Raw genomic sequence first — 20,835 nt, 5'->3', positions numbered from 1 at the left:
TGCAATTGTTTACTATGCTTTTATTGAGCAATTTTCCATGTATGTTTGGGGAAACTCTCTTAAAGCTGTTTATAACAGTGAAGAAAGGCTGAACGATGCTTTCTCAAATGTAGAGGCTAAGTTGAACCAATTGAGTTCATACTCTATACTGGGTTAGGTCTATTAATGTCATATTAAATGATCCTAAAATTCATGTGGGAAGAAAAAAGACCCCCAATGTGTGAAGTTTTACTTTATCACTGTTATAATGGTGTAAAACAACAATGTGCGATGAATCTATAATGAAAAGGTGTGTGATGGCGATGGATTTAACACAGATATCTAGTCCATCCTTTCTAAAAGAATGTACAACAAAACAACTACAGGACCTTAGTGAAGATATACGTAAGTTTCTAATTGAAAAGTGCGCTCATACTGGAGGTCATATTGGCCCAAATCTTGGGGTTGTTGAATTAACGATAGCTTTGCATCGAGCTTTTAATAGCCCAGAAGATAAATTACTTTTCGATGTCGGCCATCAAGCGTATGTCCACAAAATTTTGACTGGACGCGCTTGTGAATTTGATTCACTTAGACAATATAAGGGATTGTGTGGTTTCCCGAAACGCAGTGAAAGCGAACATGATGTGTGGGAAACAGGGCACAGTTCTACATCCCTTTCAGCAGCAATGGGAATGGCAGCAGCCCGCGATGTCAAAGGCGAACATAACTATATTGTTCCTATTATTGGTGACGGTGCTTTAACAGGCGGTATGGCGTTAGAAGCTTTGAACCATATCGGACATGAACAAAAAAATATGATTGTGATTCTAAATGATAATGAGATGTCTATTGCGCCTAACGTAGGTGCTCTGCATAATGTGTTAGGTCGCCTTCGCACGGCGAGTCAATACAATAAAGCAAAAGATGAATTAGAGGGACTTTTAAAGAAAATCCCTGCTGTTGGCGGTAAGTTAGCTTCAACAGCTGAGCGTGTGAAAGATAGTTTGAAATACTTGCTTGTATCAGGCATTTTCTTTGAAGAATTAGGCTTTACCTATCTCGGACCAATTGATGGTCATAGCTTTGAAAGCCTTGAAGACACGTTACAAAATGCTAAAAAAACGCAAGGGCCTGTCCTTATTCACGTTGTAACAAAAAAAGGAAAAGGCTATACGCCTGCTGAAAACGATACTGTTGGTACTTGGCATGGCACTGGGCCATATAAAATTGAAACAGGAGATTTTATTAAATCTTCAACAACAGCTCCTGCATGGTCAAAATTGGTTGCTGATACAGTCACACGCATTGCGCGTAAGGATCCTCGTGTTGTAACCATCACTCCTGCAATGCCAGTGGGTTCCAAATTAGAGGGATTTGCAAAAGAGTTCCCAAATAGGTTCTTTGATGTAGGGATTGCAGAACAACATGCTACTACGATGGCAGCTGGGATGGCAGCAGAAGGAACGAAACCATTCCTTGCGATTTACTCTACATTCTTACAACGTGCATATGACCAAGTTTTACATGATATTTGCAGACAAAAGTTAAATGTATTTATTGGTATCGACCGCGCAGGCTTGGTGGGAGCAGATGGCGAAACACACCAAGGTGTTTTCGATATTGCCTTTTTACGTCACATGCCGAACATGGTGATTATGATGCCTAAAGATGAAAATGAAGGGCAGCATATGGTAAAAACGGCACTTGATTACGATGCAGGTCCAATTGCACTCCGTTATCCAAGAGGTAATGGTTTAGGAGTACCGTTGGATGAAGAATTGCAACCGATTGACATTGGTACTTGGGAAGTATTACAGGATGGTACTGATGCAGCAATTCTAACGTTCGGAACCACTATTCCAATGGCAAAAGCTGCAGCTGATCTCTTAGCTACTAAAGGTATCAAAACGGAAATTATTAATGCTCGTTTCATTAAGCCTATGGATGAAGATATGCTTCATCGTTTATTTGAAAGCAAAAAGCCTATTCTTACGATAGAAGAAGCCATGCTTGAAGGTGGTTTTGGGAGCGCTGTGTTAGAGTTTGCAAACGACCATGGTTATGATACGGATTTAGTTGACCGCATGGGCATTCCTGATGTATTTGTTGAACACGGGAATGTAGACTTATTGCTACGTGATTTGCATATGACAGAAGAAGACGCTGTAGAAAGCGTGCTTCATCTTATCGATAAAAAATCTAAGAAGCAAGCGGGTTTAGAAACAAAATGACAACGAAAATACCGAAAGAACGAGTAGATGTATTGCTTGTACAACGGGGCCTCTGCGAAACACGTGAAAAAGCCAAACGCTTGATCATGGCAGGCCAAGTTTTTTCTAAAGAAGTGCGTGTAGACAAAGCGGGCGAAAAAATTTCAGTTGATGCAGATCTTCAAATTAAAGGCCAACAATTGCCGTATGTGAGTCGCGGTGGTCTCAAATTAGAAAAGGCTTTAAATATATTTGATGTAGATGTCTCAGGAAAGCTTATGTTGGACATCGGATCTTCTACAGGCGGCTTTACTGATTGTGCGCTGCAAAATGGTGCAAAACACTGTTATGCACTAGATGTAGGCTCAAACCAACTCGCTTGGAAAATACGATCAGATGAACGTGTAACGGTGATGGAAAAAACCAATTTCCGTTATGTCACACCAGTTAACTTCGATTCTGGTTTACCAGACTTTGCAACAATCGACGTTTCATTTATTTCTCTTGAATTAATTTTACCTGTTTTGAAAACATTGTTATTACCAACGGGCGATGTAATTGCACTTGTAAAACCGCAATTTGAAGCAGGGAAAGATAAAGTTGGGAAAAAAGGAATTGTCCGAGAGGCTAAGACACATCTTGAAGTATTAGAAAAAGTGGCTAACTTTGCTGAAAATACTGGTTTCGTATTAAAAGATGCATCCTACTCACCAATTACAGGTGGAGAGGGAAATATTGAATTTTTATTCCATCTATACAATCCTCAGAATGGTGAGGAAGTCCATTCATTTACTGATTTCAACAAGTTAGTAAATGAAGCACATCAACAATTGAAATAACGCGGCCACGACTCACGGCCGTGTTTTTTCTTGTATAACAATAGGAAAAATGTTACCTTATTTAAGATAAGCATAATTATGCACGAGGTGATCACAGTTGAATAAAAGCCAAAGACATATTCGCATACGCGATATGATCGCAAATAATGAGATAGAAACACAAGATGAATTAGTGGATATGCTGAAAGAAGCAGGCTACCATGTGACACAAGCTACCATTTCAAGAGATATTAAAGAACTTCATTTAATAAAAGTGCCATTGCATGATGGGCGTTATAAATATAGTTTACCGGCAGACCAACGCTTTAATCCGATCCAAAAACTGCATAGAGCTTTAGCGGATGCCTTTGTGTCTATAGATGGTACAAGCAATATGCTTGTGATGAAAACATTGCCAGGAAACGCACATGCAATCGGTTCTTTATTGGATCGGTTAGATTGGGAAGGAATTCTTGGAACTATTTGCGGCGATGATACAATTCTTATTATTTGCAGAGCAGATGAAGAAAGAAACCTTATTAAAGATCGCTTGTTGGAAATGTTATAGCTGTAAACGGGGTGTGAAACTTGTTAAAAGAACTGTCAATTAAAAATTTCGCTATTATTGAAGATCTGACGGTCGACTTTCAAGAAGGATTAACGGTCTTGACTGGAGAAACTGGGGCAGGGAAGTCTATTATTATCGATGCCGTGCAACTTCTTGCAGGAGGGCGAGGATCTCAAGAATTTATTCGCCATGGGGCGAAAAAAGCCGAATTAGAAGGACTTTTTACCCTATCTTCATCGATGCATACAGCATATTCTAAATGTGCGGAAGCTGGCATTGATATAGAAGAAGGCTCGGTCATCCTTAGACGAGACTTAAATGATAACGGCAAAAGTGTTTGCCGAGTCAACGGAAAACTTGTCCCACTATCATTACTTAGGGAAATAGGTGCAACATTAATCGACATTCACGGCCAGCACGAAAGCCAAGAATTAATGGACGATAAGCATCACCTTTCGTTGCTTGATCAATTCGCAGGAGATCAAATCACAGATCAAAAAACGCTGTATATTTCGCAATACGAAGAATATCGCCTGTTGAAAAAGGAGCTTGCTGCGATTTCAGTTAATGAGCAACAAGTGGCACAAAAAATTGATCTCTTTCAGTTTCAAATCAAAGAAATTGATGCATGCAAATTTGTGCCTAATGAAGAAGATGAATTAATGGAAGAACGCAGAAGACTGCTAAATTTCAACAAAATATTTGAAGGCGCAAGTACAGCGCACGAAACCATTTTAGGTGAATCAAAAGGGCTTGATTGGATTGGTCAAGCTATGTCCGCATTAGAGGATGTGGCTACTGTTGACGAAAGCTTTAATGAGTATTCAGAAGCTGTATCGAACGCATTTTACAATTTGCAAGAAGCTGCATTTGGAGTGAAAAATATTCTGGATGAGCTTGAATTTGATCCAGAGAGGCTGAATGAAGTAGAGCAACGTTTAGCTCTTATTGGATCAATGAAGCGTAAATATGGGCATACTTTAGAAGAAATTCTAACGTATCGTGAAAAAATAGGCGAGGAATTGGCATCTCTCTTAAACAGAGATGAAAATATCCAAAAAAAAGAACAGCAATTAATGAGATTGCAAAAAACATTGCAAAAAACCGCCGAAAAACTAACAAGTATTCGCAAAATTGTAGGGGAACAGTTGTCTTTTTCCATTATGCAGCAGTTACGTGAATTGTATATGGAAAAAGCCGAATTTAGTGTTCATTTTGAAACATTGGCTCCTGGTCAGTTTGATCAATATGGAGTTGACCGTGTTGTCTTTTATATTGCGACAAATATAGGAGAACCGCCTAAACCATTGACGAAAATCGCGTCTGGCGGGGAACTTTCACGTGTCATGCTAGCGCTTAAAACGATTTTTTCTTCATCTAATGGTATTACTTCCATTATATTTGATGAAGTCGATACTGGCGTTAGCGGACGAGTTGCTCAAGCTATTGCTGAAAAAATTGCAGCGGTTTCAATACATTCACAGGTTTTATGTATTTCTCATTTGCCTCAAGTTGCCGCAATGGCTGATCATCATTATTATATCCAAAAGCAAGAAGATGCACACAGAACATTTACATCTTTGACTGAGATTTTTGATGATGATCGGATTGGTGAAATTAGCAGAATTATGTCTGGCGCAGAAGTAACAGATCTGACTTTCCAACATGCTAAAGAATTGATCGACATTGCAAATGAAAGAAAGAAAACAATGCATGCATAAAATAGCAAAACATCTTACATAAATGTGAGGTGTTTTTTTATACGCCAAATAGGTGCACAAATATTTACCTTTCATAACTATCTCAATTATAGCCATGATAATTAAAAAAGGAGGTGGCATATGAGAAATGCAAAGCGCTCTTTCTTGAGCTTGATCATTTTGCTGGGAATACTGTTATCCATGTCGACAATGGCAAGCGCCGCTAAGAAGGTGATACCAATGGGGGATTCAATCGGTGTGGAATTGCAGCTGGCAAATGTGACGGTTTCAAATGATGTCTTGTTGCAAGAAGGAAGCTGGCTAAAAAGAGGAGATATCGTCAAGAAAGTGAATAAGACTAAAATCAAGAAGCTTGAGAACATCCATCAAATCTTGAAAAGTTCATCAAAAGATGCCATTAAGATGACAGTTGGACGAGATGGGGAAGATCAAACCGTCAAAGTGCGGAAAGAAGAAATGGCATCTGTCATGAATTTTTTGCGCGACGAGACAGATGGGATTGGAACACTCACTTTTTTAGATCCAGAAACAAAACAATATGGAGCGCTTGGCCATCAGATTATTGACCAGATATTGCAGGAACCGCCGAATTTTAATGATGGGTCCATTTTTTATGCGCGAATAGAACATATTAAGAAAAGTATTCCAGGAGAACCAGGTTACAAAATTTCTTCTGTAGAGAATGGAAATGGCGAAATTGGAGATATTGAGCTAAATAGTTCATATGGCATTTTTGGAAAATGGCAAAACACTTTACAACCATCATTGCCAAAAGCAATTGAAATTATGCAGCCATCTCAAATTAAAAAAGGCCCGGCCAAAATATTAACAACTATTCAAGGAAAAAAGGTAGAAACCTTCGATATCACGATTACAAAAGTGAACAACAAAAGTTTTCAAATAGAAGTAACGGATCCTGTCTTAAAAGAAAAAACAGGTGGAATTTTGCAAGGGATGAGCGGAAGCCCAATTATTCAAAATGGTCATTTTGCCGGGGCGGTTACTCACATGTATATTGAAAGCCCGGAAAAAGGCGCTGCGTTGCCAATTACTGAAATGCTTAAAAATCAACCTGCATAAAATTTATTTTTAGCTGTCTCTAAGAAAGAGACAGCTTTTTCTTCTTTTTATTTGGTATTCTTTTTACAAAAAATCTGTTACAATAATAGTCAATAAACACCACGAATTAATTTACATAATATTGTCGAAATTGAAATTATTCATATTCCTTCATACTCATTTTTCAAAAAATTGAAGGGCTATCCGTAAAGATGTCGAATTTACCATTTTGTATCAAACGTATGTCTAGATTTATGCAAGAAACAAAAATCAGATTGAATCTTGGGAAAAATGAAGGAGGAGTCCTGTATGAACAAAGTAAAAGTTGCAATTGTGGATGATAATAGTGAGTTGGTGAAAGCTCTGGAGGAGTATCTGTCACAGCAACCAGAAATTGATGTAATCAGCACAGCGACAAATGGCAAACAATGTTTGAAAATGCTAGAAAGCCAAGTGCCGGATGTGCTGTTATTAGATATAATTATGCCGCACCTTGACGGGTTGGCTGTATTGGAAACGATCCATGAAAACCCACAGCTTAATAGTATGCAAGTAATTATGTTGACTGCATTTGGACAAGAAGATGTAATGAAACAAGCAGCAGAGCTTGGTGCATCTTACTTTATGCTAAAGCCTTTTGAATATGATCGTTTAGCGTCTAAAATACTGCAAGTGGGCGGTAAAAAAGTGGAAAAACAAAAAAGGGTTAGTGTCCTGCAAAGCTCCACTCCACAAAAGATGGATCAGCGCCAATTAGATGCAACTATTACGGCAATAATTAAAGAAATAGGCGTTCCAGCCCATATCAAAGGCTATGCATATTTACGAGAAGCCATCCAAATGGTCTATCTCGATGTAGATTTATTAGGTTCCATTACCAAAATTCTTTATCCAGATATTGCAAAGAAATTTGATACGACGCCATCACGGGTAGAGCGTGCAATTCGCCATGCTATCGAAGTTGCATGGAACCGCGGAAACTACGAATCTATTTCCAAAATGTTTGGTTATACAGTCCATCACTTAAAATCTAAGCCAACCAATTCAGAATTTATCGCTATGATCGCTGATAAGATTCGTATTGAAATGGTGGCTGTTTAAAGCGGTTTAAAGCCTTGAAATAGAATAATAGTAAATTGCCATTGTAATTATTTATAAAGCAATAAACTACTATTAAATAATTGTATTATATAGCACATTTCCATTTATTGAGTTTATGTAAAATTCAACAACTGGAGGTGTGCTTTTTTGCTTTCTATAGAAAAAATTTTATAGAAATTTACTTACAGTTGAACTGTTTATGTTGTAATTAGATTTAAAACATTTATCGCAAAAAACTTTAAGAAGTTATCACATATCATTAACACTTGTTATAAATTATATAAAGCAAGAATTAAATATTGATAATTCTACGAAAGAGGTAAATATACAGTTACCGCAATAGAAAAGTCGCTAAATTCTATAAAAAACAATGATCTGATACAACAATTGCTTTAATTTTTTACAAGCCTAAAGAGAAATCAAGATAATTCTATTGAAAATATTTCAGCAATTAAGCTCCTTGAAACCACTAGCTGATCATTAAAATATGCATCACTTAACCACCAGGAGCTACTAGCATTTTTATTCAACAATCCTAATTTATTTTATTAGATATGCTATAGTATTTATTAAATGTAAAAAATAGGAGGAATACTATGAAAAAATACATATTATTTACCGACGTGCTATTTCTATTATTACTAGCTGCATGTGGAAATAACGATGAAGACAGATCTGCTGAATCTGAATCAGTGCAAGTACAAGCCCAAACAGAAACGGAAGAATCAGCACCAACTGAAGAATTGGAAAATGAATCAGATGATGTTGATTTTAAAGAAATAATTAGCGACAGCATCCGTGAAGGCGATAAAATAACTAAATTCAGTAATAAGGGCAATGAAATTAAAGCTACAATTAAATTAGCTGAAGACGACCTTTTAAGTAAAAAAGATTTAGCTGAAACAATATATTCGTCAATTGGTGAATCCTTGTTCGGAGTAGAGGATTGGCGAGTATTAACCATTAATATTGAAGAGGTAGGCGAAGTATCTTTTAATAGGGATCTTCCCAGCAGCTGAAATTACAAAAAGGTTAGGAAATTTATAAAGTGCGGCTTATAAGACTGTCTTTTTTGTTTGATAGAAAAAACGGCTTCATTGCTCAAAAATAAAATAATGATAAAAATAACAGGTACAGTAAGAGGATGATAATTAATTTGCTTTGAAATGTTAGTTAAATAAAAAAAGCGACTGTTCTTATAATGAACAATCGCTCTCTTTTACATTATTTTATCTTTTTTTCTAATAGCTTTATTGCTCTAGTTAGCCAATATAGTGCTATCCAGGGTAAGATAAATTTGGTAGACCATTCGATTAATCTAAAAATGAAAGATATTTGGTATCCTAAAAAGTGTAGAACAGTAAGAAAAACAATAATAATTGCAGCAATAGTAATATAATGTTTATTTGTTGAATTCAAATTTTTTCTTCTAATAAGTACGGTTATTAAAACTATTAGCCAAATGATAAAAAGATGAACTAACATGTAACTCCAATGAATTCCGCCCAACATCATTACTTCTCCTTTCATTAATTAATTTTCTTGAAATTGTACTTTAAATTAATATATTGAATGAATTATTAAAATAAATGGGGTAAAAAACCACTTATCATTAAATGCTATTTGTAATATAAAGTACAGTTTTAGAAATTTCTTTTGCTTTTTTCTTTTGTTAAGTTTCTTGTTATGAATTTTTATGGGCCAGTCCATTCAAGAAATAGAGCTCCTTCAAAATAGATATGTAGATAGTATAATGCACGATTAGCTTTATTTAGTGAATTTTTTACCTGTAATGTACTCTGTAGTGGAGATTATGTTGCAAAGTGAACAAAGATATTTGAGGAAGTGGTGATTTTTAAGGGGAGTTCCAGAGCTATTTAATTATTGATTAATGAATCTTTAAATCCATCAATGTATATTATAAATGTAATCTATTTATCTTCATCCTTTTTTGTATTTGGGGAATTAATAAACTATTTTATGAAGAAATATCGAATGGAAGATATACAGTTGAGAAAAAAGATATTTCTAAAGAAGATAATAGTTATTATTTAAAATTAAATCAATATAAATTAAAATTACCTAACAAATACTATAATAAAATTGAAAATAGTCCGGCAGATTATAATATCTCTTATAGCTATAATTCATTGTTTAAAAAAGAAGAAATTTCATACATTAAAAAGTACGGAGCCAGTTATAGGGGGAATTAAAAGTGCTAGAATTTTAATCTTCAATTACTATTTATCATTAGAACAGTAAATGGATATTTTTGTACATTAGGAAATAAGTGCTATAATTAAAGAATGATGGGAGGTTTTTAAGTTGGTTCTTTTTGAAAATGATTGGATTATGCTTATGGAAAAAGAAGCGATTGTCTATGTATTAGTTAAAAAAGAAGGTTATTCTTTAAAAGAGTTTGAGCCTGTATTAAAAAAATTCAAAAGAATTAAATTAAATGGTTTTCAAGCATTGCGAAGTGTCTTTTTAAATTGTTCAAAAGAAGAACAAGAAATTGGCTATTGGCTGCCGCCCATTGAAATCGTTATAGCACGTGACGGTATGGCAGCTACTATGTATATTAATGATCATCCTGCATCTCTATTTCAGGATGAGTTGATTATGAATAAACAAATTAAAGAAGCAGCAGAAAATGCGGGTGTCCAATATGGTTATATAACCCTTTCGCTTGAAACTGTTCTATTAGGAAAACCAACAGTCATAGCAAAAGGCCAACCTCCCCAAAAGGGTGAAGATGCGAAGATTACATATAAAAGCTTTCCAAAAAAGAAACCCCAAATCCTTGATAATGGCCGTGCAAACCATTATGATATCAACTTTATTCAGGAAGTGAAAAAAGATGAATGGTTAGGAGAAAAAATTCCTGCGAAGAAAGGAATTCCGGGGAAAAGTGTTTTAGGCCAACGAATAGAGGCAATGGATGGTAAAGATTTTACGTTGGTTTATGATGAAAAATCTATTTATGAAAAAGAGTCGAGTGGTATAGTGACCATCCACGCTTCTTTCGATGGTGTCATCGAGCATCCTTATCCTCCATTATCTGTTCAAAAGCACCTTCAAATACCGAGTGATGTGGGAGTCGAAACGGGCAATCTGGAGTTCACAGGCTCGATTACTATTCGAGGAACTATTCTACCTGGATTTACAGTCAAGGCGACAGGTGACATACTGATTGAGAGCAAAGAAGGTGTAACTGGAGCTGAACTTATACAATCTACTCACGGAGATGTCTATGTTTGTGGAGGTATATATGGTAACAAAATTACGAAAGTGATGGCGGGTCAAAATATTTATGTACAGTATACCAATGACTGCTATTTAGCTGCGAAAGAAACCATTTTTATAAGTACATATGCCATCAGTACAGATATGAAGGCACAAAATATCAGAGTCGATGAAAATAAGGGTAAACTTATAGGTGGAAGTATTTGTGCAAAAAATTCGATTCATGCAGCATGGGTTGGCAATCAGCTTGGTCGTAAAACAGACCTGATTATTTCACTCCCGGATCGCAAAGATAGCTTAAAAAAGATTAAAGAAAAAAGTGATGAAATAGAGAATCTGGAGCATGAACTGAAAGATTTAAGAGGAAAGCTAGCTCAATTGCAAAAGTTCTTGCATAAAATGATGCCAGTTCAGCGCCAAACGTACGATAAGATTGCTAGTAATATAAAAGAAAAGGAGTCTCAAATTGAGATACTTGAATATGAAATAGATGAGATTTTGCATCTACTGAAGAGTAGTGGTAATGAAAAAATTTCCATTACCAAAGCTGCATATCCAGAGACAACTCTCCAAATAGGTTCTGAAAGATCAACTATTCAACAAATGACGAAAGGAGAATTTAAATTGGAAAGTGGTGTTTTAAATGTCTAGACCGCTCGTTTTTGCGCATAGAGGCGCTTCTGCTCGAGGTATTGAGAATACGCTAGATGCTTTTGAATTAGCGTTAGTATCAGGGGCAGATGGTATAGAATTAGATATTCAAGCGACGAAAGATCATATTCCAGTTGTGATTCATGATCATAATTTAAGGCGTCTTACAGGGAAAAATGAGCTGATTTCGAATTTGTATTACCAACAGGTTAAACTATTACATGTTGGAAAATTTTTCTTTAGAAGGTTTAGCGGAGCTAAAATTAGCACGTTTGATGAGTTTCTAGGTTGGCACAAAGTCCATTCTGTACCCCTTAATGTGGAATTAAAAGAGTCACTGCTTCAAGATGAAAGCGCTCTAAGAGAGACTGTGGCGAAATGTAGTGAAATACCAAATTTACATATTTCATCGTTTCATCCTGAATTGCTAGAAAAGGCAAAAGAAATAGCGCCAAGAATAGAGACCGCCTTAATTACAACAAAGAAATTGAACTGGGCAGAGTTAGACAAATTGCCATACGTAGATGTAATTCATGCGAATAAATCGCGTTATTATAAAAATAGGTATCTTGATGCACTTACTGCTCAAGGAAGAAAATGCCGCTTTTATAACATTACAGGTGATGAACAATTTCTGAAAGAACCGCATGATGCGGTTATCGGATGGATTACTGACTATCCAGAGAAAGTGCGGAAAATGCAGGAGACTAAATAAATCAATGTAAAGCTCAGATAATTATACAAAAAGCACCGAAGAGAACACTACGTTCTTGTCGGTGCTTTTTGCACAATGTTATTTTTTCTTTGTATATTTTTGCGCAACTCGTCCATTTCTGCGATCACGGTTTAATAAAAAGCCGGCAAAAAATCCAAAGCCGATTAAAAACAATACAATCCCTATTACAAATTGTAGCCAAAGATATGGAATCGGATCGAATAACTTGGCGAAAAATGTATCTCGCATTAATTTGATGCCCGCTGCTGCCATAATAGCGGGTATGGCTAGAATGACAAAAGCAATAAAACGCCCCATTTTTGGTTCAACTCCTCTAATATAATCCATTTTTACTTGTATCCTGCACATTGTCAAGATAGGAAACTTCCGATAAGATGATAGCTAACCATATGAAAGAATTTTCATACATATTTGGAAGGAGTGAATAAGAATGCATAGGATTATGATTGTAGGTGCAGGAAAAGGAGGTACAGCCATTCTGCAATTACTCGCACATTCGTCAGACTGGCAAACAGTGGCTGTTATCGATAAAAATGATAATGCTAAAGGCATAAAAGAAGCTAAAAAGTCAGGAATTGCTACAGCAAATGACTGGCGTGATTTTAAGAATGCTTCTATCGATATGGCGATTGATGTAACTGGTAATCCGAAGGTATATGACGAATTGGTCGAGGAGTTACCCCATAATACGACTGTGATACCGGGTAGCGTGATTGAGATTATTATCAAACTTTTGCAGGAGAAAGATTATTATATTCAAAAAATCCAAGCATTTTCTAGAAGACAGCAAATTATCTTTAACTCTATAGATGAAGGCATGATGAGCGTTAATCAAAAAGGAGAAATTATTTTTTATAATCAAAGTGCTATGCGACTTACTAATACACCAATAGAAAAAGCAGTTGGCAAGCATTATAAAGACGTTATGAATGCTCTTGAACTTGAGCAAGTGATTGAAACAGGTCAAGCAGAGACAAATCAAGAATTAATTCTTCCATCCGGAAAAAAGGTCGTGCTTTCCAAAATTCCAATGGTAGATGAAAAGTCAGAACAAATTGGTGTACTTGCAATATTTAAAGATATTTCTGAAGTTGTTGCCTTAGCGGAAGAGATTACTGATCTGAAAGAAGTAAAAAAGATGCTAGAAGCTATTATACAATCGAGCGACGACGCGATCTCTGTAGTGGATGAGAAGGGAAGAGGTATTGTAGTCAATCCGGCTTATACAAGGATTACAGGCTTGTCACCTGAAGAGATTATCGGTAAGCCTGCAACTACCGATATTTCAGAAGGTGAGAGTATGCATTTAAAAGTGCTTGAAACCAAAAAGCCGATACGAGGAGTTAATTTGCGCTTAGGACCTTCCAAAAGAGAAGTTATCGTCAATGTGGCGCCAATTCTAGTTGAAGATGAGCTTAAAGGCAGCGTAGGGGTCATCCATGATGTAACAGAGATGCGCAACTTATCTAAGGAATTGAGCCAAGCGAAAACAATTATACGAACACTAGAATCAAAGTATGTTTTCGATGATATAATCGGCGATTCAGAAGAAATGAAGCTTGCGATTGAACAAGCTAAGCTCGCTGCAAAAACGCCGGTGACGGTCTTTCTAAGGGGCGAATCAGGTACAGGGAAAGAATTATTTGCCCATGCAATACATAGTGAAAGTAATCGCCACTATGAGAAGTTTATTAGAGTCAATTGTGCGGCAATTGCTGAAAATTTATTGGAAAGCGAATTGTTTGGCTATGAAGAAGGTGCCTTTACTGGAGCTAAAAAAGGCGGCAAGCGTGGGCTTTTTGAAGAGGCGAACGGAGGTAGTATCTTTTTAGATGAAATTGGCGAGCTGTCGCTTAGCACCCAGGCCAAACTTTTACGTGTTTTACAAGAACACGAGATTGTTAGAGTGGGCGCTACAAAACCCATTCCTATAGATGTCCGTATCATTGCAGCCACAAATGTCAATATGGAAAAAGCGCTTCATGACCATACGTTTCGAGAGGATCTCTACTACAGGCTTAATCGCATGCCAATTTATATCCCACCACTTCGAAACAGACTTGAAGATATCCCACAGCTCGTAGATCGTCTGCTTCAAAAACTCAACCGTGAGTATGGTCGAAATGTAACAAAGGTGACTAGAGGAGTAATTCAAAAGTTAAGAAACTATCAATGGCCTGGTAATGTAAGAGAATTAGAGAATGTGATTGGGCGGGCGATGATCTTTATGCCTGCTGCTGAAACAGAATTACAGGAGAATTATGTGCAAATTTCGACGCAAAAAACCTCAACTGTAGAGGGCAAAGTAGAAGAAGAAATATATAACGGAACATTGGATGAAGCAATGGCCCAATATGAAAAAAGAATTATTGAAACCGCTCTCAAGGACAATAGATATAATAAAACACAGACTGCTAAAGCGTTGCAAATTTCGATTAGAAGCTTGTATTATAAATTAGAAAAATATGAACTTGCATAAAATGGCGTGCAAATAACTGCACAGATCTGCATGGCTATGCATTGAAAAAAACGTCGAAATTGTTTAAACTTTTATTTTATAAGGCAAAAAGTTTTGGCACGCTTCTTGCATTATATATTATTGACTGGATACAACCAGATTTTTTATAACTTCGAAGGAGGAATTATTAAGATGGAAATTTTCAAATATATGGGAAAATATGATTATGAACAAGTGGTTATTTGCCAAGATAAAACTTCAGGGTTGAAAGCGATTATCGCTATTCACGACACTACACTAGGACCTGCGCTTGGTGGTACTCGCATGTGGACATATGAATCTGAAGAAGCAGCTATTGAAGATGCACTTCGTTTAGCGCGCGGCATGACATATAAAAATGCAGCAGCTGGGCTTAACCTTGGCGGTGGTAAAACTGTAATCATGGGAGATCCATTTAAAGACAAAAATGAAGAAATGTTCCGCGCATTAGGCCGTTTCATCCAAGGCTTAAACGGACGCTACATTACTGCAGAAGATGTGGGTACAACAGTTGCTGATATGGACTTAATCCATGAAGAAACAAATTATGTGACAGGAATTTCACCTGCATTCGGTTCATCAGGCAACCCTTCTCCTGTAACAGCATACGGTGTTTATGTAGGTATGAAAGCAGCAGCTAAAGCGGCATTTGGAACAGATAGCTTAGAAGGAAAACGCATTTCTGTTCAAGGTCTTGGAAATGTTGCTTATTCACTATGCAAGCATCTTCACGAAGAAGGCGCAAAACTTATCGTAACCGATATTAATGAAAACGCTGTCAAACGTGTAGTTGATGAATTTGGTGCAGTTGCTGTTAGCCCTGAAGAAATTTATGCACAAGACGTGGATATCTTTGCTCCATGTGCATTAGGAGCAATCATCAATGATGAAACAATCCCGCAATTAAAAGCAAAAGTAATTGCAGGATCTGCAAACAACCAATTGAAAGACTCAAAACATGGTGAGATCATTCACGAAAAAGGCATTATCTATGCTCCAGACTACGTAATCAACTCAGGTGGTGTTATCAATGTAGCTGATGAATTATACGGTTACAATTATGATCGCGCTATGAAAAAAGTTGAAGGTATTTATGATAGCATTACAAAAATTGTTGAAATTTCAGAACGTGATAATATTCCAACATACTTAGCTGCAAATCGTATGGCAGAGGATAGAATTGAAAGAATGGCTAAATCAAGAGGCACATTCTTGAAAAACGAAAAAAATATCTTATCACAACGCGGATAAGAATCAAGAGATGACAATCTAGCATTTTATGATATAATTTAGTACCAGGTAATAAAATTGAATAGCTGCCGTGAAAAACGGTAGCTATTCAATTCTTTTAATATTAAAAGATATTAGTATAAAATAGGGAGTGTGTTCTTATGGCTAAGAATTATGACCTTGTCATAGTAGGTGGAGGCACTGGAGGTTATGTTGCCGCGATTCGCGCCGCGCAATTGGGTCTATCGACTGCCATTGTGGAACAAGGGAAACTAGGGGGAACTTGTTTACATAAAGGTTGTATACCAAGTAAAGCTTTGCTACGAAGCGCAGAAGTATACCGGACAACAAAAGAGCATGCAGAGAATTTTGGTGTAGATGTAAAAGAAGTCACATTCAATTTTGAGCAGGCTCAAAAAAGAAAAAATAGTATCATAGATAAACTTCATGCAGGAATCCAAGCATTGATGAAAAAAGGAAAAATTGATGTATACGAAGGCTATGGCAGAATATTAGGCCCTTCGATTTTTTCGCCAATGCCTGGCACAATCTCTGTCGAATTTAAAGACGGTCGAGAAAATGCAATGTTAATCCCACAAAACGTAATTATCGCCACAGGTTCTAGACCACGGACGCTTCCGGGACTAACACCTGATGGTAAAAATATTGTAACATCAGATGATTTAATGTCACTTGAAACCTTACCTCAATCAATTGTCATCGTTGGTGGCGGAGTTATAGGGATTGAATGGGCATCTATGTTACATGATTTTGGAGTGGAAGTTACGGTTGTTGAATATTCAGATTCGATATTGCCAACAGAAGATCATGACATCCAAAAAGCAATGGCAACATCACTGAAAAAACGTGGCATTCAGATAGTTACAAATGCAAAAACGCTACCTGATACGTATAAAGAAACAGGCGATGGTTTTGAGATTACAGCTGAAGTAGATGGCAAAACTCAAATCTTTGCAGCTGAAAAACTTCTATTGTCTGTCGGAAGACAAGCAAACATTGAAAACATCGGCCTTGAAAATACAGATATCCAAGTAGAACGAGGTTTCATCCAAGTCAATGAGCATTACCAAACGAAGGAATCACATATATATGCTATTGGTGATGTAATCGGCGGCTTACAATTAGCTCATGTTGCTTCACACGAAGGTATTCATGCTGTAGACCATATTGCTCGTAAAGAAACATGGCCGATGGAAGCCCATAAAATTGCACGCTGTATATATGGAAGCCCGGAAATTTCAAGTATCGGCTATACAGAGAAACAAGCGAAAGAACTTGGAATTGATGTAAAAGTGGGTAAATTCCCATTTGCAGCAATTGGCAAAGCGCTTGTTTTTGGTGAGACTGAAGGCTTTGTTAAAATGATTGCAGACAAAAAGACAAACGATCTAGTCGGTGTGCATATTATGGGCGCGCATGCAACGGAATTGATTGCCGAAGCAAGCCTTGCAATGTTAGTTGATGCAACACCTTTTGAAATTTCTGCGCATATTCATCCGCATCCATCCTTATCTGAGGCAATTGGTGAAGCGGCCCTTGCTGTTGATGGAATGGCAATTCATTTCTAAGGAGAGATCATAATGACTGAAAATAAACATACTGCTTTAGGTTTATCTGATGAAGTAGTACTTGATATGTATAGAACAATGCTGCTTGCCCGACGTATCGATGAAAGAATGTGGCTATTAAACCGTGCAGGTAAAATCCCATTCGTTATATCTTGCCAAGGACAAGAGGCAGCTCAAATCGGCGCAGCATTTGCTTTAAATAATGAAAAAGATTACGTCGCACCGTATTACCGGGATATGGGAGTTGTGTTACATTTCGGCATGACAGCAAAAGAGTTAATGCTTTCTGCATTTGCGAAAGCGGAAGATCCTAACTCTGGCGGCCGCCAAATGCCTGGTCACTTTGGCCAAAAGAAAAACCGCATTATTACAGGTTCTTCACCTGTAACGACACAAGTTCCACATGCGGTAGGTGTGGCACTTGCGGGGAAAATGCAAAAAGAAGATTTTGTCACATTTGTTAGTCTTGGAGAAGGATCTTCAAACCAAGGTGATTTCCATGAAGGGGCTAACTTTGCTGGTGTTCACAAGCTTCCTGTTATTATTATGGTAGAAAATAACCGCTATGCTATTTCAGTGCCGCTTAGCAAGCAAGTTGCGTGTGAAAATGTCTCAGATCGTGCTATTGGCTACGGTATGCCTGGCGTAACAGTAGATGGCAACGATCCACTTGAAGTGTATAAAGTGATGAAAGAAGCAGCAGATCGTGCAAGAAACGGTGAGGGACCAAGCTTAATTGAGACGATCTGCTATCGTTTAACTGCACACTCATCTGATGATGACCATCGTCAATACAGAACAGAAGAAGATTTGGCAGAAGGCCGTGCGAATGATCCGATTGTTCGCTTTGCAGCATATTTAAAAGATTTAGGCGTTCTAACTTCAGAAATAGAAGAAAAGATGCAAGAAGAAATCATGGCTGAGGTTGACGAAGCGACAGATTATGCGGAAAACGCTCCATATGCGGAGCCGGAACATGCATTGCAATACGTCTACGGAAACCATGAGGAGGTGTAGCAGATGGCGAATTTATCATATATTGATGCCATTACATTAGCGATGAAAGAAGAAATGGAAAGAGACGATCGTGTCTTTATTCTTGGAGAAGATGTCGGTTTAAAGGGCGGCGTGTTTAAAGCAACGCAAGGCCTTTACGATGAGTTCGGTGAAGAACGTGTGATTGACGCACCTCTTGCCGAATCAGCAATTGTCGGAGTTGGTATTGGTGCAGCGATGTATGGTTTAAGACCTATTGCCGAAATGCAATTTGCGGATTTTATCATGCCTGCAGTCAATCAAATTATTTCGGAAGCGTCTAGAATCCGTTACCGCTCAAATAATGACTGGAATTGTCCAATGGTTATTCGTGCTCCATTTGGTGGAGGAGTCCATGGCGCGCTTTACCATTCACAATCAGTAGAAGCAGTATTTGCTAATCAACCCGGTTTAAAAATCGTCATTCCATCAACTCCATATGATGCGAAAGGATTGTTAAAAGCAGCGATTCGCGATGACGATCCTGTCCTTTTCTTTGAACACAAAAGAGCGTACCGCCTGATTAAAGGCGAAGTGCCAGAAGAGGACTATACAATTGAAATCGGCAAAGCTGATGTGAAACGAGAAGGCGAAGATTTGACTGTCATTACGTATGGCCTTGGGGTACATTTTGCATTGCAAGCAGCTGAACGTTTGGAAAAAGACGGCATCTCTGTCCATGTATTGGATTTACGTACGATCTACCCATTAGACAAAGAGGCTATTATTGAAGCTGCAAAGAAAACGGGTAAGGTATTGCTTGTAACAGAAGATAATAAAGAAGGTAGCGTCATGAGCGAAGTCTCTGCGATTATTGCGGAACATGCGCTATTCGATTTGGATGCGCCAATCAAACGCTTAGCAGGTCCTGATGTACCGGCTATGCCTTACGCGCCAACAATGGAAAAATTCTTTATGATTAATCCAGATAAAGTAGAAGTAGCAATGCGTGAATTAGCTGCATTTTAAGCAAAGGGGGTTTTAAAATGGCAATTGAACAAATTACAATGCCACAACTAGGAGAAAGTGTAACGGAAGGCACAATCGAAAAATGGTTAGTTAAACCGGGCGACGAAGTGAAAAAGTACGATACATTAGCGGAAGTGCAGACAGATAAAGTAACAGCTGAACTCCCATCATCCTTTGCGGGCAAAATCATTGAATTAATCGCAAACGAAGGTGACACCATTGCGGTGGGCGAAGTTGTTTGTAAGGTTGAAATTGAGGGCGGAGCTGCAGAAGTAAAAACAGAGGCTTCCGCTCCTGCAGAAACAAAGAATGAAGAATCAGCAAGCGATCAAAGTATGAAAAAAAGGTATTCTCCTGCAGTCGTTCGTATGGCATCAGAGCATGGCATCGACTTGAATATGGTTGAAGGCAGTGGAACTTCTGGGCGGATTACAAGAAAAGATATTCAAAAGATTATTGATTCCGGACAAATGCCAGCTACTAAACCAAATCCAGAAGTAGAAGCAAAACCAGTTGCTACTCCAGAGCAGCCTACAATTCAGGCTGAACCAGCACCTGTTAAAGAAGAAAAAACGTATGAGCCAACTGCTACAGGCGATATTGAAATTCCTGTTTCAGGCGTCCGTCGTGCCATAGCTAAAAATATGGTGAATAGTACACAGGAAATTCCGCATGCGTGGCTAATGATGGAAGCTGATGTCACTAATTTGGTGAATTACCGTGATTCAATTAAAGGTGACTTTAAAAAACGTGAAGGATATAACATCACATACTTTGCTTTCTTTGTAAAAGCAGTTTCACAAGCTTTAAAAGAATTCCCTATGATGAATTCACAGTGGCAAGGCGATAAAATTATCCAGAAGAAGGATATCAATCTATCCATCGCTGTCGCAACTGAGGATGCCCTATTTGTGCCTGTTATCAAAAATGCAGATGACAAATCAGTTAAAGGCATTGCCAAGGAAATTCATGAGTTAGCATCGAAAGTGCGTGCTGGCAAGCTGAAATCAGATGATATGAAGGGCGGTACTTTCACCGTTAATAATACCGGAGCATTCGGCTCTGTCCAATCAATGGGCATCATTAATCATCCTCAAGCGGCGATTCTACAAATTGAATCCATTGTGAAACGTCCGGTGATTATGGAAGGCGGCATGTTTGCAGCACGAGATATGGTTAATTTATGCTTATCGATTGACCATCGTATTCTTGATGGTTTAGTGAGTGGCAAATTCCTTTCACGTGTCAAAGAATTGCTTGAGGGCTATTCAAAAGATACAATGTCCATTTATTAAGATAGATACTGGAGAATGATATTGAGAGCCTCATTTCTTCTTCCAACAAAATCTTTTTAAATGACAAAGTGGAATAAATAAAAAAGAAGTCTGGTAACCTAGTTGAAATGGTTTTCAGACTTCTTTTA

General features: G+C 37.6%; 16 protein-coding genes. 15 read left to right on the top strand and 1 reads right to left on the bottom strand.

The window, feature by feature from the left end; translation table 11 throughout:
- Positions 1 to 302: 302 nt before the first annotated feature.
- From dxs to RST01_RS01705, 9 genes are all read left to right on the top strand, one after another.
- Positions 303 to 2,213 (top strand): 1-deoxy-D-xylulose-5-phosphate synthase, encoded by a 1,911-nt coding sequence (gene dxs, locus RST01_RS01745; protein WP_147193610.1) that lies wholly within the window; start codon positions 303 to 305, stop codon positions 2,211 to 2,213.
- Complete coding sequence (locus tag RST01_RS01740) at positions 2,210 to 3,031, top strand: TlyA family RNA methyltransferase (RefSeq protein WP_147193609.1); 822 nt, start codon at positions 2,210 to 2,212, stop codon at positions 3,029 to 3,031. Before dxs ends, RST01_RS01740 begins: the two co-directional genes overlap by 4 nt.
- Before the next feature lie 97 nt (positions 3,032 to 3,128).
- Positions 3,129 to 3,578: a transcriptional regulator AhrC/ArgR gene (gene ahrC, locus RST01_RS01735; protein WP_066786684.1), complete on the top strand. Its 450-nt coding sequence runs from the start codon at positions 3,129 to 3,131 to the stop codon at positions 3,576 to 3,578.
- 20 nt (positions 3,579 to 3,598) lie between these two features.
- Positions 3,599 to 5,299 (top strand): DNA repair protein RecN, encoded by a 1,701-nt coding sequence (gene recN, locus RST01_RS01730; protein ID WP_147193608.1) that lies wholly within the window; start codon positions 3,599 to 3,601, stop codon positions 5,297 to 5,299.
- A gap of 120 nt (positions 5,300 to 5,419) precedes the next feature.
- Positions 5,420 to 6,379 (top strand): SpoIVB peptidase S55 domain-containing protein, encoded by a 960-nt coding sequence (locus RST01_RS01725; protein WP_147193607.1) that lies wholly within the window; start codon positions 5,420 to 5,422, stop codon positions 6,377 to 6,379.
- Between the two features lie 288 nt (positions 6,380 to 6,667).
- The gene (gene spo0A / locus RST01_RS01720) at positions 6,668 to 7,459 is read left to right on the top strand and encodes a sporulation transcription factor Spo0A (RefSeq protein WP_066786694.1); all 792 of its coding nucleotides are present in this window, start codon (positions 6,668 to 6,670) and stop codon (positions 7,457 to 7,459) included.
- A gap of 596 nt (positions 7,460 to 8,055) precedes the next feature.
- Positions 8,056 to 8,478: a hypothetical protein gene (locus RST01_RS01715; RefSeq protein WP_147193606.1), complete on the top strand. Its 423-nt coding sequence runs from the start codon at positions 8,056 to 8,058 to the stop codon at positions 8,476 to 8,478.
- A 1,306-nt stretch (positions 8,479 to 9,784) separates the two neighbouring features.
- Positions 9,785 to 11,356, top strand: a complete 1,572-nt coding sequence (locus tag RST01_RS01710) for a flagellar assembly protein A (protein ID WP_147193605.1) — start codon at positions 9,785 to 9,787, stop codon at positions 11,354 to 11,356.
- Positions 11,349 to 12,071 carry a glycerophosphodiester phosphodiesterase gene (locus RST01_RS01705; RefSeq protein ID WP_147193604.1) on the top strand — a complete coding sequence of 241 codons (723 nt, stop codon included), beginning with the start codon at positions 11,349 to 11,351 and terminating at the stop codon, positions 12,069 to 12,071. The genes RST01_RS01710 and RST01_RS01705 overlap by 8 nt, the downstream gene beginning before the upstream one ends.
- 78 nt (positions 12,072 to 12,149) lie before the next feature.
- On the opposite strand, the gene RST01_RS01700 is transcribed toward RST01_RS01705, so the two are convergent.
- Positions 12,150 to 12,389 (bottom strand): DUF2627 domain-containing protein, encoded by a 240-nt coding sequence (locus RST01_RS01700; protein ID WP_147195066.1) that lies wholly within the window; start codon positions 12,387 to 12,389, stop codon positions 12,150 to 12,152.
- Positions 12,390 to 12,522: 133 nt separating this feature from the next.
- On the opposite strand from RST01_RS01700, the gene RST01_RS01695 reads away from it, so the two are divergent.
- From RST01_RS01695 to RST01_RS01670, 6 genes are all read left to right on the top strand, one after another.
- Positions 12,523 to 14,571: a sigma 54-interacting transcriptional regulator gene (locus RST01_RS01695; protein WP_147193603.1), complete on the top strand. Its 2,049-nt coding sequence runs from the start codon at positions 12,523 to 12,525 to the stop codon at positions 14,569 to 14,571.
- Between the two features lie 171 nt (positions 14,572 to 14,742).
- Complete coding sequence (locus tag RST01_RS01690; RefSeq protein WP_147193602.1) at positions 14,743 to 15,840, top strand: Leu/Phe/Val dehydrogenase; 1,098 nt, start codon at positions 14,743 to 14,745, stop codon at positions 15,838 to 15,840.
- 140 nt (positions 15,841 to 15,980) lie between these two features.
- Entirely contained in the window at positions 15,981 to 17,408 is a 1,428-nt protein-coding gene (gene lpdA, locus RST01_RS01685) for a dihydrolipoyl dehydrogenase (protein WP_147193601.1), read from the top strand.
- A 12-nt stretch (positions 17,409 to 17,420) separates the two neighbouring features.
- Complete coding sequence (locus RST01_RS01680; RefSeq protein WP_147193600.1) at positions 17,421 to 18,425, top strand: thiamine pyrophosphate-dependent dehydrogenase E1 component subunit alpha; 1,005 nt, start codon at positions 17,421 to 17,423, stop codon at positions 18,423 to 18,425.
- A gap of 3 nt (positions 18,426 to 18,428) precedes the next feature.
- Entirely contained in the window at positions 18,429 to 19,412 is a 984-nt protein-coding gene (locus tag RST01_RS01675) for an alpha-ketoacid dehydrogenase subunit beta (RefSeq protein ID WP_066786718.1), read from the top strand.
- A gap of 17 nt (positions 19,413 to 19,429) precedes the next feature.
- Positions 19,430 to 20,707, top strand: coding sequence for a dihydrolipoamide acetyltransferase family protein (locus RST01_RS01670; protein ID WP_147193599.1), 1,278 nt, complete (start codon positions 19,430 to 19,432; stop codon positions 20,705 to 20,707).
- The last annotated feature ends 128 nt before the right edge of the window (positions 20,708 to 20,835 follow it).

The sequence above is a fragment of the Rummeliibacillus stabekisii genome (assembly GCF_007988965.1).
GTDB classification, from domain to species: Bacteria; Bacillota; Bacilli; order Bacillales_A; family Planococcaceae; genus Rummeliibacillus; species Rummeliibacillus stabekisii.
The sequence above is the reverse complement of the archived record's forward strand: the minus strand, read 5'-3'. Positions and strand labels throughout refer to the sequence as shown.